This is a genomic window from Blastococcus tunisiensis (assembly GCF_900112815.1).
Lineage (GTDB): Bacteria > Actinomycetota > Actinomycetes > Mycobacteriales > Geodermatophilaceae > Blastococcus_B > Blastococcus_B tunisiensis.
Genome location: NZ_FOND01000032.1, coordinates 18,448 through 33,300, shown reverse-complemented (window position 1 = coordinate 33,300; position 14,853 = coordinate 18,448). Strand labels below are relative to the sequence as shown.

The following is a 14,853-nucleotide window of genomic DNA, read 5'->3' as shown; positions in this document are numbered from 1 at the left end:
CCGCTCACGCAGCTCGTCGGGGTACTTCCTCGGTGCCGCCATGACTCTCATCCTCACGTGGATTGAGAGCCTCCATCAAACCCGGGGCGAGACAGGTCCAAGTCGACCTGGTGCTGCGCGACTTCACCGCCCAGCCACCCACCTGCTGTGGCTGGCCCATGCGCTCGCGCTCCGCGGCTGGATCGGGGCGATCGTGCATTCGGACCGGGGCAGCCCAAATTCCGCTCTCACGCCTACATCCGAACCCGGCGGACCGCGTAGCTGCTCGGCCCCCTGGGCCGGGCGGGGGCCTGCGCGGAAAGCGCCGCGATCGAGTCCTTCTTCAGCCCGCTGCAGAAGGACGTCCTCAACCGCCAGCGCTAGCAGAGCCGCGACCGGGCCACGGCGGAGGGCGGAAGGACGGGTACCGGCGTCCCGGACGGTCAGGGGGCAGGTCCCGGGCTCACCGCGCGCTGGTCGCTGCGGCGGTGTTCTGGTCTGCGGCCGCACGAGAGGCGACCAGGTCGAGGGCCACATCGACGATCATGTCCTCCTGGCCACCGACCAGGCGCCGCCGGCCCACCTCCACGAGGATGTCTCGGGTGTCCAGCCTGTAGGTGACGGCGGCCCTCTCGGCATGCCGGAGGAAGCTGGAGTACACCCCTGCGTAGCCAAGCGTCAGGGTCTCCCGGTCGACCTGGACGGGCCGGTCCTGCAGCGGGCGGACCAGGTCCTCCGCGGCGTCCTGCAACGCGAAGACGTCACAGCCGTGCTTCCAGCCGTGCAAGGTCGCTACGGCGACGAACGGCTCGATCGGGCAGTTGCCGGCGCCGGCCCCCTGCCCCGCGAGCGATGCGTCCACCCGGAAGGCGCCCTCTTCCACGGCGACCACGGAGTTCGCCACGGCCAGGCTCAGATTCTGATGGGCGTGCACGCCGATCTGGGTGGCCTCGTCGAGGACGTCGCGATAGGCGCGCACCCGCTCGCGCATGCCGTCCATGGTAAGCCGCCCGCCGGAGTCGGTGACGTAGACGCAGTGGGCGCCGTAGGACTCCATGAGTTGGGCCTGCCGGGCCAGCTCGAACGGCCCGCTCATGTGGCTCATCATGAGAAACCCGGAGACGTCCATGCCGAGGCCGCGGGCCTTGGCGATGTGCTGGGCGGAGACGTCGGCTTCGGTGCAATGCGTCGCCACCCGCACCGAAGCGACCCCCAGGTCGTGCGCCCGCTCGAGGTCCGCGATCGTGCCGATGCCCGGCAGCAGCAGAGTGGTGAGTTTCGCGTGGCGCACGACCTCGGCGGCGGCACTGATCCACTCGCCGTCGGTGTTGCTGCCCGGCCCGTACGTCAGGCTGCCCCCGGCCAGCCCGTCGCCGTGCGAAACCTCGATGGCGTCCACGCCGGCGGCGTCGAGGGCGGCGGCGATGGCCCGCACCTGGTCGACGCTGTAGCGGTGCCGGACGGCGTGCATGCCATCGCGGAGCGTCACGTCCTGGATGTAGATGGCGCGGTCGGTCATGACTGGCTCTCCACGAGGGTCGAGGTACCGAGGGCGATGCGCTCGGCCACCCGCAGCGCGGCCGAGGTCATGATGTCGAGATTGCCGGCGTAGGCCGGCAGGTAATGAGCGGCACCCTCGATCTCGAGGAACACCGACACCTGCAAGCGGTCGACGACGGGGACGTCGCCCATCAGCACGTGCAGCAATTCGCCGGCCGGCAGCGGGGTGGCCGGGCCGGAGGTCAGCTCGCGGCGAGGTCCTGGCTGGGAAGGGCGTCGGCGGCGGGTTCGGCGGTGGCCGCCGGGCGCAGGTCGAGGATCTTCTTCGGGGGTGGGAGGCCGAGGGCTGCCAGGGTGTCCCGGGTGCCGGGGGTGGGCGTGCTGGTCTGGGCGAAGGTGCCGGTCTGGCCGCTGAACATCCCGACGTGCAGGTCGGAGAGGTCCTCGCGGACGTCGGTCCAGGTGCGTCCGGTCGTGGTCTCGACGATGCGCACCAGCAGGAGGGCGAGCCAGCAGAGCAGGACGTGGGCGCGGATGCGGGTCTCGAGGCGGTGGTAGACCGGCCGCAGCTCCAGGTGGGTCTTCAGGTCCCGCCAGCCGCGTTCGACCTGGATGAGCTGCTTGTAGCCCAGCGCGATGTCGGCGGCGCTCAGGTTCGGGTCCGAGCAGCGCAGCAGGTACTTGCCGTCCAGCTTGGCCTCGGCGGCTGCCTTGGCCCGATCGACGCGCAGCAGCCCGGCGGGGGTGCGGCGCAGGTAGCGGTAGGGGCCGGGTTGCGCGCTGATCTTCCCGGCCAGCTCGGCCCGCTTGGTGGCCGAGAGCGCGTCGGAGCCGGCGATCAGCGTCTCCAGCTTGCTGATCATCACCTCGCGCAGCGCGGCGTCACGGGTGGCCTGGTCGGGGTTGAAGCAGACGACGAACCGCTCGTCGTCTGCGATCTTCACTTCCTTGACCTGCAGGTTGCCCGCAACCGTGGCGTAGCGGCCGGGCCGGGCCAACGCCGCCTGCGCGTCGGCGGACCCCGAGCGCAGCTTCTCGCCGAGGATGTAGGCGTGCCCGCCACGGCGCAGGTCGGCCCGGTTGGCAGCGGAGGTGAACCCGCGGTCACCGACCCACACGACCCGCCCGAGGTTCCACTCCCGCAGATCGGCCTTCGCCTGCCGGATCAACGCCGAGTCGGTGGTGTTGCCTGGCCAGGACCACACCCGCACCGGGATCCCGGTGCGGGTGACGGCCATCCCGATCACGTTCTGCGGCAGGTCGCCGCGGGCGTCCTTGGACTTCCCCCAGGTCCGGAATCCGGCCCGCCACCGGTCGGCGTCCTCGGCGGGGGCCCCGTCGGCGGTGGACCCGTCGGCGGTGGCCTCGGACATCGGCTCGCTCACCGCATCGGCGCCGGTCGCAGACGCGGTCACCGGGTCGGTGGGCTGGCCGCGGTCGTCGCGAAGGACGGGTTCGTCGTCCTCGTCGATCTCGAAGTAGGTGGAGGTGGTGTCGAAGAACAGCAGGTCGACATCCAGGTCCAGCAGCGAGGCGACCGACCAGAAGACCTCGCGTTCGAGCTGCGGGGCGGCGTCGATCAGCCAGTCCATCGCCCGATAGCACTCGTCCTCGCTGACCTCCATCGGCTCGCCGCCGGCCGGAGCGACGGTGAGGCCGGGGATGTGGGTGCGCCGGGTCAGCCAGCCGGCGGTGGCCAGCTTGCTGCCCGGCTCGATCGCCCGCGCCGCGACCAGCCCGAAGATCACCCGCTCGGTCCGGGCGCTCCGGCGGGTGCCCTTGAGCAGCCGCCGCAGCAAGGTGTCCAGGCCCAGCTGCGACCAGACACCGTCCAGGGCCCAGGTCGCTCCCAGCACCTTCGACGACACGAACTCCAGCCCCGACCCGCCCGCGGACGCATCCGCGTCGGCCCCGTCGACCAGTCCGCCGGTCGAGCGCAGCAGTTTGGACAGCGAGGCGATCAGCCGCTCGATCGCGGCCCGGTCCAGCTGGTCCTCCCGGCCGAAGGAGTGCAGCACCTTCATCTTCGCCGCACCCGCCGCCGGATCCCACGTGTTGTGCACCAGCTGCAGATACCGCACCGGCACTCCGACCGAGTTTCGCCGTGTCGACGTACGCACGAACACGTCATCAGACGCTAGAGACGTACTCGCAGGCAGTCAAGCTGTAGGCCAAAAACCTCCGTCACTAGGAGTTTCCGCACTCCGTGCAGGTCGCTCGCCCACTGACCAGGCAAAACGCCAACCCCCGTCACCAGGAACGGCACTCAGCTGCGGAACCCGAGAGGATGTGCGGTCAGCCGGGACGACGGACAACGACAGCGACGTCTGCCCGGACTGCGAGCGGCCTCGCGAGCTCGTGCCGCCCTCGATGTTGCGGCGCGCCTGCCGTCACTGCACGCCGCCGACCTTCTCACGTGTGTCGTGAGTGGGCTCCGGCCCCGGTGGCTGAAGCGCCGGTCGGTCCTCGACTGCCCGGACTGCCTCGCCGAGCTGGTGTGGGTCGAGACCTACCCGGGCCACGCTCGAGCACCGGGAGGGTAGCCCACGGGGGGAGCTGACCACGGTCGAGCGCGTGCCGGTCAACGCGCACGCGGGGCAGCGACGCGGCCGGGCGGGCCCCTACCGACGCGGCGGGCCGGGTGACCGTCGAGCCATTCTCGTGTGCGTTGGCCGCAGGAGCCGTGGCTCAGGGCGCGGAGATCGGCCCAGCGGTCGACGTCGGCGCGCACCGTGGGCGCCGGCACGCCGAGCGGGTGAGCTCCCTCCGCCTGGTGGGCGGCGGCGGAACCGGGGCCGTACCGGGGCCGGAGTCGGTGCCCCGCACGGGCGGTGAGCAGCGTGGTCCCGGCTCCCTGGGCATCGGGTAGGAAGGCGCGGCCATGGGCCGCCGCCGCCGCCAGGGCGAGGTCGAGGTCGACGGGGGCCAGCCCGGGCAGGTCCGCGGGGAGCACCGCGAGCCCGAGCCCGGCGTCCGACCCGGTCAGCAGCTCCGCGGCCCGGCTCACCGCGAGGTTGAGGTCCCCGCCGCCGAGATCGGGGAGGACCGCGGCGCCCATCCCCACCGCCTCCGCTGCGACGAGCGGGTCCGACGTCACCACGTGGACGGTGCCGACGCCGCGGGCCCGGCCGGCGGCCTCGACGGTGTCGAGGGCGAAGGCCAGCGCCAGCGCCGCCGTGTCCCGGCCGGTGGACGGCCGCAGGCGGGTCTTGGCCCGGTGCAGCGCCTTGACCGGGACGAGCACCGTCCAGCCGGGCCGGATCACCGCGCAGCGGCGGCCGTGCCGGCGGCGGGCCCCGCGCCGGTGGTCGTGCGGGCGGCGACGAGGTCGAGCGCGACGTCGACGATCATGTCCTCCTGGCCGCCGACCAGGCGGCGGCGGCCGACCTCCACGAGGACGTCGCGGGTGTCCAGCCCGAAGGTCGCGGCGGCCTTCTCGGCGTGCCGGAGGAAGCTGGAGTAGACCCCGGCGTATCCGAGGGTGAGGGTCTCCCGGTCGACCTGGACGGGCCGGTCCTGCAGCGGACGGACGAGGTCGTCGGCGGCGTCCTGCAGGGCGAAGACGTCGCAGCCGTGACTCCAGCCCTGGAGGGTCGCGACGGCGACGAACGGCTCGATCGGGCAGTTGCCGGCACCGGCGCCCTGACCGGCCAGTGAGGCGTCGACCCGGTAGGCGCCCTCCTCCACGGCGACGACGGAGTTCGCCACGGCCAGGGAGAGGTTCTGGTGGGCGTGCACACCGATCTGGGTGCTCTCGTCGAGGACGTCCCGGTAGGCGCGGACCCGCTCGCGCATCCCGTCCATGGTGAGACGCCCACCGGAGTCGGTGACGTAGACGCAGTGCGCCCCGTAGGACTCCATGAGCTTCGCCTGCTTCGCCAGCGCGGCCGAGTCGCTCATGTGGCTCATCATCAGGAAGCCGGACACGTCCATCCCCAGGTCCCGGGCCTTGGCGATGTGCTGGGCGGAGACGTCGGCCTCGGTGCAGTGGGTGGCCACCCGCACCGAGCTCACGCCGAGGGCGTGGGCGCGCTCGAGGTCGGCGATGGTCCCGATGCCGGGCAGCAGCAGGGTGGTGAGCTTGGCCCGCGTCACCACCTCGGCCGCGGCGGCGATCCACTGGCCGTCGGTGTGGCTGCCCGGCCCGTAGGTGAGGCTGGCACCGGCCAGGCCGTCCCCGTGGGTCACCTCGATCGCGTCCACGCCGGCGGCGTCCAGCGCGGCGGCGATGGACCGCACCTGCGCGACGCTGTACCGGTGCCGGACGGCGTGCATGCCGTCCCGCAGGGTGACGTCCTGGACGTAGATGCTGGTCATGAGCGGGTCTCCAGGAGCTGGGACGTGCCGGCTGCGATCCGCTCGGCCACCCGCACGGCGGCCGAGGTCATGATGTCGAGGTTGCCCGCGTAGGCGGGGAGGTAGTGGGCGGCGCCCTCGACCTCGAGGAACACCGTCACCTGCAGGCGATCGGCCGGGGGGGCGTCGCCGAGCAGGACGTGCAGCGGTTCGGCCGCCGGCAGCGGGGTGAACTGGACCTGCTGCTTGAGCCGGTAGCCGGGGACGTAGGCCTGGACCCGCGCGACCATCTCCTCCACCGACGTCGTGATCGCGTCGCGGTCGCCGTCGTCGACGATGCACAGCACCGTGTCCCGCATGATCAGCGGGGGGTCGGCCGGGTTCAGCACGATGATCGCCTTGCCGTGGGCCGCCCCGCCGACGGTCTCGATCGCCCGTGCCGTCGTCTCGGTGAACTCGTCGATGTTGGCCCGGGTGCCGGGGCCGGCCGACCGGGAGGAGATCGAGGCGACGATCTCGGCCCAGTGCACCGGCGTGACCGCGGCGATGGCGGCCACGACCGGGATGGTGGCCTGCCCGCCGCAGGTCACCATGTTCACGTTCCCGGCGGCCAGGTGCTCGTCGAGGTTGACCGTCGGCACGACGTAGGGGCCGATGGCGGCCGGCGTCAGGTCGATCAGCCGCTTCCCGTACGGGGCCAGGGCCTCGGCGTTGGCCAGGTGCGCCCGCGCCGACGTGGCGTCGAGCACGATCGTGATGTCGTCGAACTGCGGCATCGCGATCAGCCCGGCGACCCCGTCCGCCGTGGTCGGCACGCCCATCCGCTGTGCGCGGGCCAGGCCGTCGGAGTCGGGGTCGATGCCGACCAGCGCGGCGACCTCGAGCTCCTCGGACAATCGATGGATCTTGATCATCAGGTCGGTGCCGATGTTGCCCGAACCGATGATGGCGACCTTGGTGGTCACGCGGTCCCCCTGTCGGTGAAGGTGACGGTGACCGACCCCAGTCCGGTCACCTCGGCGGAATAGGTGGCGCCGGGCCGGACCGGCACCATCGGGCCGAGAGCACCGGAGAGGACGACGTCCCCGGCGCGCAGGGGTGCGCCCAGGTCCCGGGCGGCGGCCGCCAGCCAGGTCAGCGCGGCCAGCGGATCACCCAGGCAGTCCGCGCCGGTCCCGGAGGAGACCTCCCGGCCGTCCTCCAGCATCGACATCTGCACGGCACGCAGGTCCAGGTCCCGCAACGGCACCGGGTTCCCCCCGAGCACGAACCGGCCGCTGGACGCGTTGTCGGCCACGGTGTCCACCAGGGTGATGTCCCAGCCGGCGATCCGGCTGTCCACGATCTCCAGCGAGGCCACCACCCGGTCCACCGACGCGCGGACCCGTGCGGGCGACAGGTCGTCGCCGTCGAGGTCGGCGCCCAGGACCAGCGCCACCTCGGCCTCGATCCGCGGCTGCAGCAGCTGGTCGACCTCGACCGTCCCCTCGTCGGCGACGGCCATGTCCTCGAAGAGCACGCCGAGGTCCGGTGTGTCGACCCCCAGCTGCGCCTGCACCTTCGGATTGGTCAACCCGATCTTGCGGCCGACGATCCGCCGCCCGGCGGCCAGCGCACCGGCGGTGAGGACCTGCTGCACGGCGTAGCCGGCCTCCAGGCTCATCGGGAGCAGGTCCCGCACCGGTGCGCAGGGCACGCCGGTGTGGGCGGCCTGCTGCAGGCGGGCGGCTGCGGCGTCGATCGTCGCCGTGCTCGGGACGTCGGCAACGGGGAACCGGTCTGCGGTCATGAGGCGCTCTCCGCGGGGATCAGGGGCAGCAGCCGGGTGAGGCGCTGCTGGGTGGACAGTCGTTCGGCCGGCACCGGACCGTAGGTGGTCGTGCGCTGCCGGGTCGGGCGGCCGATGGCCGTGGCGATCTCCTCCAACTGGGGAACGGTCCGTTCGGAGCCGTGCTGGGAACCCGCCATCCGGCTGATCGTCTCCTCCATGAGGGTGCCGCCCATGTCGTTGGCCCCGCCGGTCAGCAGTTGTTGCACGCCGCCGTTCCCGAGCTTCACCCACGAGCACTGGATGTTGTCGATGCGGCCGTGCAGCAGCAGCCGGGCGACGGCGTGCACGGCGCGGTTCTGCGCCGCGGTCGGTCCGGGCCGGGCGACGCCGGCCAGGTAGAGCGGGGCGTTGGCGTGCACGAACGGCAGCGGCACGAACTCGGTGAACCCGCCGGTGTCGTCCTGGAGCGCGGCCAGCGTGCGCAGGTGCGCCACCCAGTGGTGCGGCGCGTCGACGTGGCCGTACATCATCGTGGCCGAGGAACGGATGCCCAGCCGGTGGGCGGTTCCGACCACGTCCAGCCAGGTGGCCGCCGACAGCTTCCCCTTGGTCAGCACCCAGCGGACGTCGTCGTCGAGGATCTCGGCCGCCGTGCCGGGGATGGTGTCCAGCCCGGCCTCCTTCGCCGCGGTGAGCCAGTCGGTGATGCTCAGCCCGGTCCGGGTCGCGCCGTTCACCACTTCCATCGGGCTGAAGGCATGCACGTGCATGCCCGGCGTCCGCCGCTTGACCTCCGCGGCGATGTCGAAGTAGGCGGTGCCCGGCAGGTCGGGGTGGATGCCGCCCTGCAGGCACACCTCGGTCGCCCCCGCCGCCCAGGCCTCGTCCACCCGGTCGCCGACCTGGGCCAGCGAGAGCGTGTAGGCGTCGGCGTCGGTGCGCCGCTGGGCGAACGCGCAGAACCGGCAGCCGGTGTAGCAGACGTTGGTGAAGTTGATGTTCCGGTTCACCACGTACGTGACGTCGTCCCCCACGGTGGCCCGGCGCACGTCGTCCGCCAGCCGGCACAGCGCCTCCAGCGCGGGACCCTCGGCGTCGAGCAGGGCGAGCGCCCCGGCGTCGGACAACCCGGCCGGGTCCCGCTCCGCGTGCCGGAGCGCGGCCCGGACCTCCGCCGCCAGCGGCGCCGGCGTCGGCGCGCCGGTGCGCGCGGCGTGCCCGCGGACGGTGTCCCAGTCGCCGTAGACGGTGTCGAAGTCACTGCGGCGGTCGTCGGTCCGGCCCAGGGTGTCGACCTCGGCGTGCAGGTCCACCCGCCCGGTGCCGGCGGTCCCGAACTCGGGTTCCTGCCAGGGTCGGCCGACCGGGACGGCGTCCTCGCGCGCCAGTCCGTCAGGCCCGGCGAGGGCGGCGACGTGCGCGGCCACCCGCGGGTCCAGCCAGGGCTCGCGCTGGTAGGGCGGGTAGACCGTGAGTCGCTCCCGCAGCGTGAACCCGGCGGCGACGGTCCGCGCCGCCAGCTCGTCCAGCCCGGGCCACGGGCGTTCGGGGTTCACGTGGTCGGGCGTCACCGGGGACACCCCGCCCCAGTCGTCGATGCCGGCGTCGAGCACCATCCGGTGCTCCTCACCGATCAGGTTCGGGGGCGCCTGGATGCGGACGTCCGGTCCCAGCAGCAGCCGGGCGACGGCGACGGTCGCGGCGAGGTCCTCGACATCGGCGTCGGCGGAGCCGCGCATCGCGGTGTCGGGCTTGGCGCGGAAGTTCTGGATGATCACCTCCTGCACGCCGCGGTAGGCGCGGGCGATCTCGCGCAGCGTGAACAGCGCGTCGACCCGTTCGGCCAGGGTCTCGCCGATGCCGATGAGGATGCCGGTCGTGAACGGGACGGCGGTGCGCCCGGCGTCGTGCAGCACCTGCAGCCGGACCGCCGGCTCCTTGTCCGGGGACCCGTGGTGCGGGCCGCCGGGCTCCGACCACAACCGCTCGGCGGTGGTCTCCAGCATCATGCCCATCGACGGCGCCACCGGCTTGAGCCGGGACAGCTCCTCCCAGGACAGGACACCGGGGTTCAGGTGCGGCAGCAGGCCGGTCTCCTCCAGCACCGCGATGGCGCAGGCCCGCAGGTACTCCAGCGTGCTGGCGTACCCGCGCTCCTCCAGCCAGGTCCCGGCTGCCTCCCACCGGTCCTCCGGCCGGTCGCCGAGGGTGAACAGCGCCTCCTTGCAGCCGGCCGCGGCGCCGGCGCGGGCGATCTCCAGCACCTCCTCGCGTTCCAGGAAGGGCGCCGGGACACGGTGCGGCACGGTGGCGAAGGTGCAGTAGTGGCACCGGTCGCGGCACAGCCGGGTCAGCGGGATGAACACCTTGCGGGAGTAGGTGATGACGCCCGGGCGCCCGGCGGCGACCAGTCCGGCGTCGCGCACCCGGGCGGCGCTGGCCGACAGGTCGACGAGCGCCTCCCCCCGGGCGGTGAGCAGCACCTCGGCCTCGGTGCGGTCCAGGGCGACCGAGTCCCGGGCCCGGCGGAGGACCCGGCGCATCGCACTGTCGGTGGGCCGCAGGTCGGTGCCGGCGGCCCGGAGGTCGTCGCTCACATCCGGGCGATGATCGACGAGCCGATGTCGGCGATGTCCCGGCGCGCGGTGAACGGGTTGTAGAGGAAGACGCTGAGCGCGTCCAGCCCGCTCTCGATCATCAGCTGCGCCTTCTCCAGCAGGTCGTCGGGCGACCCGTACAGCGTCCAGAAGTCCAGGATCTCCTTGGAGATGTACGGCATGTGCCGCTCGTCGAAGCCCTTGGCGTAGGTGTCCCACTGGTCCAGGTGGCTCTCGGCACCCATCTCCCCGGGATCCCCCATGATCGTGTTCTGCACCATGGCGATCGACTGGTCGACGATGTCGGCGCCGATCTCCTCGCGGAACTTCTTGAGGTAGCCCATGTCGCTGATCGTCGAGCCCATCGCGGCCGTGGTGCCGAAGCCCTTGGTCAGGGCGTCCTCCCACGTCTCACCGTTGCGCAACTGGTAGAAGAAGGTGAGCCCAATCAGCTTGACGCTGCCCGGGGCGCGGCCCGCCGCGGCCACCTCCTTCTCGAGCTCGCGCCGGATCAGCTTGATGAACTCCGGGTTCGGGCCGGCGCAGTAGAGGATGGCGTCGGCGTACCTGGCCGCATTGGCGACACCCTTCGGCCCGCCCGCGGCGATGTAGATCGGGAAGTCCGGGTCGGTCCGGAAGAACCCGGCGTCCGGCGCGCCCAGCAGCTGCGCCGCCTTGGTCTCACCACGCCAGGTGTGGTCGATCCGGCCACCGCGGACGAGGGCGCTGATCACCTGCACCGCCTCGGCCAGTTCCTCGGGCTTGGCGCTCTTGCGGCCCATCGCGTGCAGCGCGGAGTTCGCGGTGCCCAGGCCGAGGAAACCGCGCCCCTCGGAGACCAGGTTCAGCGTCGCCAGGGAGTTCGCGACCGAGGGTGCGATCCGGGTCAGCGGGTCCAGCACGTACGGCCCGAGCTTGATCGTGGAGGTCTCCCGGGCGGCCAGCGCCAGGAACTGGAAGGGGTCACTGGAGTGCAGCGGCCCCTGACCGGCGCCGTAGTGGGTGATGCCGACGTCCTCGGCCAGCTTGACCTGGTCGAGTTCGGCGATGTGCGCGAGATTGCCGACGATGAAGTCCATCGCGTGCTCCTCGGTCTCGTGTGCGGACGGGAACGCTGACCCGGGGCGGAGGAACGAGGGGGGAGGCCATCGACCGGTGCGCAGCACCCGGGCTGCGCACCGTGATCACAGGTGTCTGTCGCCGGCCCGACGGCCGGCATGGTGCGCGAAGCAAACATGCCGGCCCTTCCGGTCAACGCTGACCTACCAACCCAGGCGAGTCCGCGACTCGAACCGTCGCGGGCGGCTGAATATCACACGCTGGCATGCTAGACGGCAAGACCTCGCCCCGATTTCCTCGCGGCCGCCCGGTGCCGGCGGCCGGCTCGGCCGGGGTCCGGCTCAGCCTGCGGTCGCGGAGCTCACGAGGCGCCCGCCCAGAAGCCCCGACTCTCCAGGTGGGCGACGAGCAGCTCGCCGGCGTGGTCCACGTGGCTGCGCATCGTGCCGCGGGCCTTCTCGGCGTCCCGGTGCCGCAACGCGTCGATGATCGCGCCGTGCTCCGCCACCGACGCGCCCTGCCACCCGTGGATGCTCGCGTAGAACCGCCGCGGCGCGTACCGGGCCACGCTGCCCAGCACCCAGATCAGCTTCGCGGAGTCCGCCGACCGGTAGACGAGGCGGTGGAACCGGAAGTTGAGGTCCTCCATCTCCCCGGCCGCACCCCGCCGGGCCGCCTCCTCCAGCTGCTCCTGCAACTCGGCGAGTCGATCCACCACCTCGGGTGACATGCGCTCGGCAGCCCGGCCGGTCAGCTCCGCCGCCGCATCGGCCTGGACCCGGAACAGGTCGACGACGTCCTGCCGGCTCAGCGGGGCGACGACGAACCCGCGGTGGGCCTCCAGGCTGACGAAGCCCTCACCGCGCAGGGAGAGCAGCGCCTCGCGCACCGGGGTGGCGCTCACGCCGACCTCCTCGGCGATCCGCTCGAGCCTCAGGAACTCCCCCTGCCGGACCTCGCCGGACATGATGAGGTCGCGGATGTAGGAGGCCACCTCGTCGCTGAGGTGGGCGCGCCGCCGCTTCCGGAAGTCCGCGGCCGCGGTGCGACCGCCGCGCGCGTCCGGACCGGGTGCGCCAGGCTCCACGTCTCCCCTTCCCCTCTGCGGACGACCGTGTCGTCGTGCGGGCCAGCATCGCACTCCCCGACGCCGTGCCGCCGTCCCGACCTGACGGCGCCGCGCTGCACCTGGTCCCAAGCGTTTTATATGTTGTACAGTCCGCGCCGTGACTGAGCGGACGTCGCGCCCTCTCCCGCTGACCGGCCTGCTCGTGGTCACTCTCGAGCAGGCCGTCGCCGCACCTCTGGCCACCCGGCAGCTGGCAGATCTCGGCGCCCGGGTGATCAAGATCGAGCGGCCGGGCGGAGGCGACTTCGCCCGGGGCTACGACGAGACGGCCGAGGGTCTGTCCAGCCACTTCGTCTGGCTGAACCGCTCGAAGGAGTCGGTGGCGCTGGACCTGAAGCAGCCCGGCGCCGTGACCGCCGTGGAGCAGCTGCTCGACCGGGCGGACGTCTTCGTGCAGAACCTGGCCCCCGGAGCAGCCGAGCGGCTGGGCCTGGGCTCGCAGTCGGTCCGGGCCACCCGTCCCCGCCTGATCACCTGCGACGTCTCCGGGTACGGGACGGAGGGTCCCTACCGGGACCGCAAGGCGTACGACCTCCTGGTCCAGGCCGAGGCGGGCCTGCTGTCGGTCACCGGCACCCCGGACGAGCCGGCGAAGGCCGGGATCCCGGTCGCCGACATCGCGGCCGGCAGCTACGCCTTCAGCGGCATCCTCGCCGCGCTCTACGAGCGGGAGCGGACCGGCCAGGGCAGCTCCGTCGAGGTGTCACTCTTCGACTCCCTCGCCGAGTGGATGGGCTTCCCGTTCTACTACGGGACCTACAGCGGGGCGGCGCCGCCCCGCAACGGTGCGGCGCACGCCGCGATAGCCCCCTACGGCCCCTTCTCCACCGCCCACGGCGAGCAGATCGTCCTCGCCGTGCAGAACGACCGCGAGTGGTCCCGGTTCTGCGACGTGGTGCTCGCCGACCCGTCGATGACCGTCGACGCCCGGTTCGCCACGAACACCTGTCGGGTGCGGAACCGGGCCGAGCTGCAGGAGCGGATCGACCGGCGCATCGGCCGGCTCACCGCGGGTGCACTGGAGGACCTGCTGGACCGCGCCGGGGTCGCACACGCGCGCATCACCGAGGTGACGGCCCTCGGCCGCCACCCGGCCCTGCAGTCCCGCTCCCGCCTGCGGGAGGTCGGCTCGCCGGCCGGCCCGCTCGTGGCCCTCGAACCCCCGCTGACCGGCGCCGCCCGTCCGGCGGTGATGCGTCCCGTGCCGTCCGTCGGCGAGCACACCAGGTCGGTGCTGCGCTGGGCGGGCCTCGACGAGGCCGACATCGCGGCGGCCCTGGGCCCCACGGCAGTTCCGCCGGCCGGACCGGCCGCGGCATCCCACGCGTCCGGAGAGGGACCATGACACAGCTGAACGACGAGGAACGGGCCATCGTCGCGACCGTCCGGCAGTTCGTGGAGCGCGAGGTCGCGCCGGTCGTGGACGAGCTGGAACACGCCAACACCTATCCCGGGGCGCTGATCGAGCGGATGAAGGTCCTCGGCGTCTACGGGCTGCTCGTGCCCGAGGAGTTCGGCGGCCTCGGCGTCTCCACGGCGTGTTTCGCCGCGGTGACCGAGGAACTCGCCCGGGGCTGGATGAGCCTGGCCGGGGCCATGGGTGGGCACGGCGTCGTGGTCAACCTGCTGTCCCGCTTCGGGACCGACGAGCAGCGGCACCGGTACCTGCCCGCGCTGGCCACCGGGGAGCTGCGGGCGACCATGGCCCTGACCGAGCCCGACGGCGGCTCGGACCTGCAGAGCATGCGCACCGTCGCCCGCGCCGACGGTGACGACTACGTCGTCACCGGCACGAAGATGTGGATCACGAACGCCCGCCGCGCCGGGCTGGTCGCCCTGCTGTGCAAGACCGACCCCGGGGCGACCCCGCCGCACCGCGGCATGAGCATCCTGCTCGTGGAGCAGGGGCCGGGCATGACGGTCTCCCGGGACCTCTCGAAGCTCGGCTACAAGGGCGTCGAGACCTGCGAGATCTCCTTCGACGACTGCCGCGTGCCGGGCGCGCGGGTGCTCGGCGGCGCGGTGGGCGCCGGCTTCACGCAGATGATGACGGGCCTCGAACTCGGCCGGATCCAGGTCGCCGCGCGGGCCACCGGCGTCGCCCGCGCCGCGTTCGAGGCCTCCCTGGCCTACTCCCAGCAACGCGTCTCGTTCGGGGTGCCGATCTGGCAGCACCAGTCGATCGGCAACTACCTGGCGGACATGGCGGTGAAGCTCGAGGCCGCCCGGATGCTGGTCTTCGCGGCGGCGGACCGCCTCGACGGCGGCGCCCGGTGCGACCTCGAGGCCGGGATGGCCAAGCTCTACGCCTCGGAGGTGTGCCTGGAGCTCTGCCAGCAGGCGGTGCGCATCCACGCCAGCAACGGTTACTCCACCGAGTACCCGGTCGAGCGGTTCTACCGCGACGCACCGCTGATGGTGGTCGGCGAGGGGACCAACGAGATCCAGCGCTCGGTCATCGCCCGGCAGCTCGTCGAGCGGGGAGGACTGCCCTACTCATGACCCCCGCACGACAGGAACGC

The 14,853-nt window shown here is 72.6% G+C and carries 12 protein-coding genes; 2 read left to right on the top strand and 10 right to left on the bottom strand.

All coding sequences use genetic code 11. The features are described from left to right. Window positions 1-442: 442 nt before the first annotated feature. From dmpG (BM142_RS23475) to BM142_RS23430, 10 genes are all read right to left on the bottom strand, one after another. Window positions 443-1,498, bottom strand: coding sequence for a 4-hydroxy-2-oxovalerate aldolase (dmpG, locus tag BM142_RS23475; RefSeq protein ID WP_092203855.1), 1,056 nt, complete (start codon window positions 1,496-1,498; stop codon window positions 443-445). Further along, window positions 1,495-1,671, bottom strand: coding sequence for a hypothetical protein (locus tag BM142_RS23470; protein ID WP_217640863.1), 177 nt, complete (start codon window positions 1,669-1,671; stop codon window positions 1,495-1,497). The genes dmpG (BM142_RS23475) and BM142_RS23470 overlap by 4 nt, the downstream gene beginning before the upstream one ends. Before the next feature lie 50 nt (window positions 1,672-1,721). After that, window positions 1,722-3,560 (bottom strand): IS1634 family transposase, encoded by a 1,839-nt coding sequence (locus BM142_RS23465; RefSeq protein WP_217640862.1) that lies wholly within the window; start codon window positions 3,558-3,560, stop codon window positions 1,722-1,724. A gap of 500 nt (window positions 3,561-4,060) precedes the next feature. Next, entirely contained in the window at window positions 4,061-4,744 is a 684-nt protein-coding gene (cofC, locus tag BM142_RS23460; protein WP_092203852.1) for a 2-phospho-L-lactate guanylyltransferase, read from the bottom strand. Beyond that, window positions 4,741-5,796: a 4-hydroxy-2-oxovalerate aldolase gene (gene dmpG, locus BM142_RS23455; protein ID WP_092203851.1), complete on the bottom strand. Its 1,056-nt coding sequence runs from the start codon at window positions 5,794-5,796 to the stop codon at window positions 4,741-4,743. The genes cofC and dmpG (BM142_RS23455) overlap by 4 nt, the downstream gene beginning before the upstream one ends. Then, a complete protein-coding gene (locus BM142_RS23450; RefSeq protein WP_092203849.1) occupies window positions 5,793-6,740 on the bottom strand; it encodes an acetaldehyde dehydrogenase (acetylating) in 948 nt (315 codons plus the stop codon). Before BM142_RS23450 ends, dmpG (BM142_RS23455) begins: the two co-directional genes overlap by 4 nt. Then, window positions 6,737-7,564 carry a 2-keto-4-pentenoate hydratase gene (locus BM142_RS23445; protein WP_092203847.1) on the bottom strand — a complete coding sequence of 276 codons (828 nt, stop codon included), beginning with the start codon at window positions 7,562-7,564 and terminating at the stop codon, window positions 6,737-6,739. Before BM142_RS23445 ends, BM142_RS23450 begins: the two co-directional genes overlap by 4 nt. After that, window positions 7,561-10,143, bottom strand: a complete 2,583-nt coding sequence (locus tag BM142_RS23440; protein ID WP_254791206.1) for a bifunctional FO biosynthesis protein CofGH — start codon at window positions 10,141-10,143, stop codon at window positions 7,561-7,563. The genes BM142_RS23445 and BM142_RS23440 overlap by 4 nt, the downstream gene beginning before the upstream one ends. Further along, complete coding sequence (locus tag BM142_RS23435) at window positions 10,140-11,222, bottom strand: LLM class flavin-dependent oxidoreductase (RefSeq protein WP_092203845.1); 1,083 nt, start codon at window positions 11,220-11,222, stop codon at window positions 10,140-10,142. Before BM142_RS23435 ends, BM142_RS23440 begins: the two co-directional genes overlap by 4 nt. A 341-nt stretch (window positions 11,223-11,563) precedes the next feature. Next, window positions 11,564-12,289 carry a GntR family transcriptional regulator gene (locus tag BM142_RS23430; RefSeq protein ID WP_217640861.1) on the bottom strand — a complete coding sequence of 242 codons (726 nt, stop codon included), beginning with the start codon at window positions 12,287-12,289 and terminating at the stop codon, window positions 11,564-11,566. Window positions 12,290-12,428: 139 nt separating this feature from the next. On the opposite strand from BM142_RS23430, the gene BM142_RS23425 reads away from it, so the two are divergent. Both BM142_RS23425 and BM142_RS23420 read left to right on the top strand, forming a co-directional pair. Further along, window positions 12,429-13,676, top strand: coding sequence for a CaiB/BaiF CoA transferase family protein (locus BM142_RS23425; protein WP_092203843.1), 1,248 nt, complete (start codon window positions 12,429-12,431; stop codon window positions 13,674-13,676). After that, window positions 13,673-14,833: an acyl-CoA dehydrogenase family protein gene (locus tag BM142_RS23420; RefSeq protein ID WP_092203841.1), complete on the top strand. Its 1,161-nt coding sequence runs from the start codon at window positions 13,673-13,675 to the stop codon at window positions 14,831-14,833. The genes BM142_RS23425 and BM142_RS23420 overlap by 4 nt, the downstream gene beginning before the upstream one ends. Window positions 14,834-14,853: the final 20 nt, after the last annotated feature.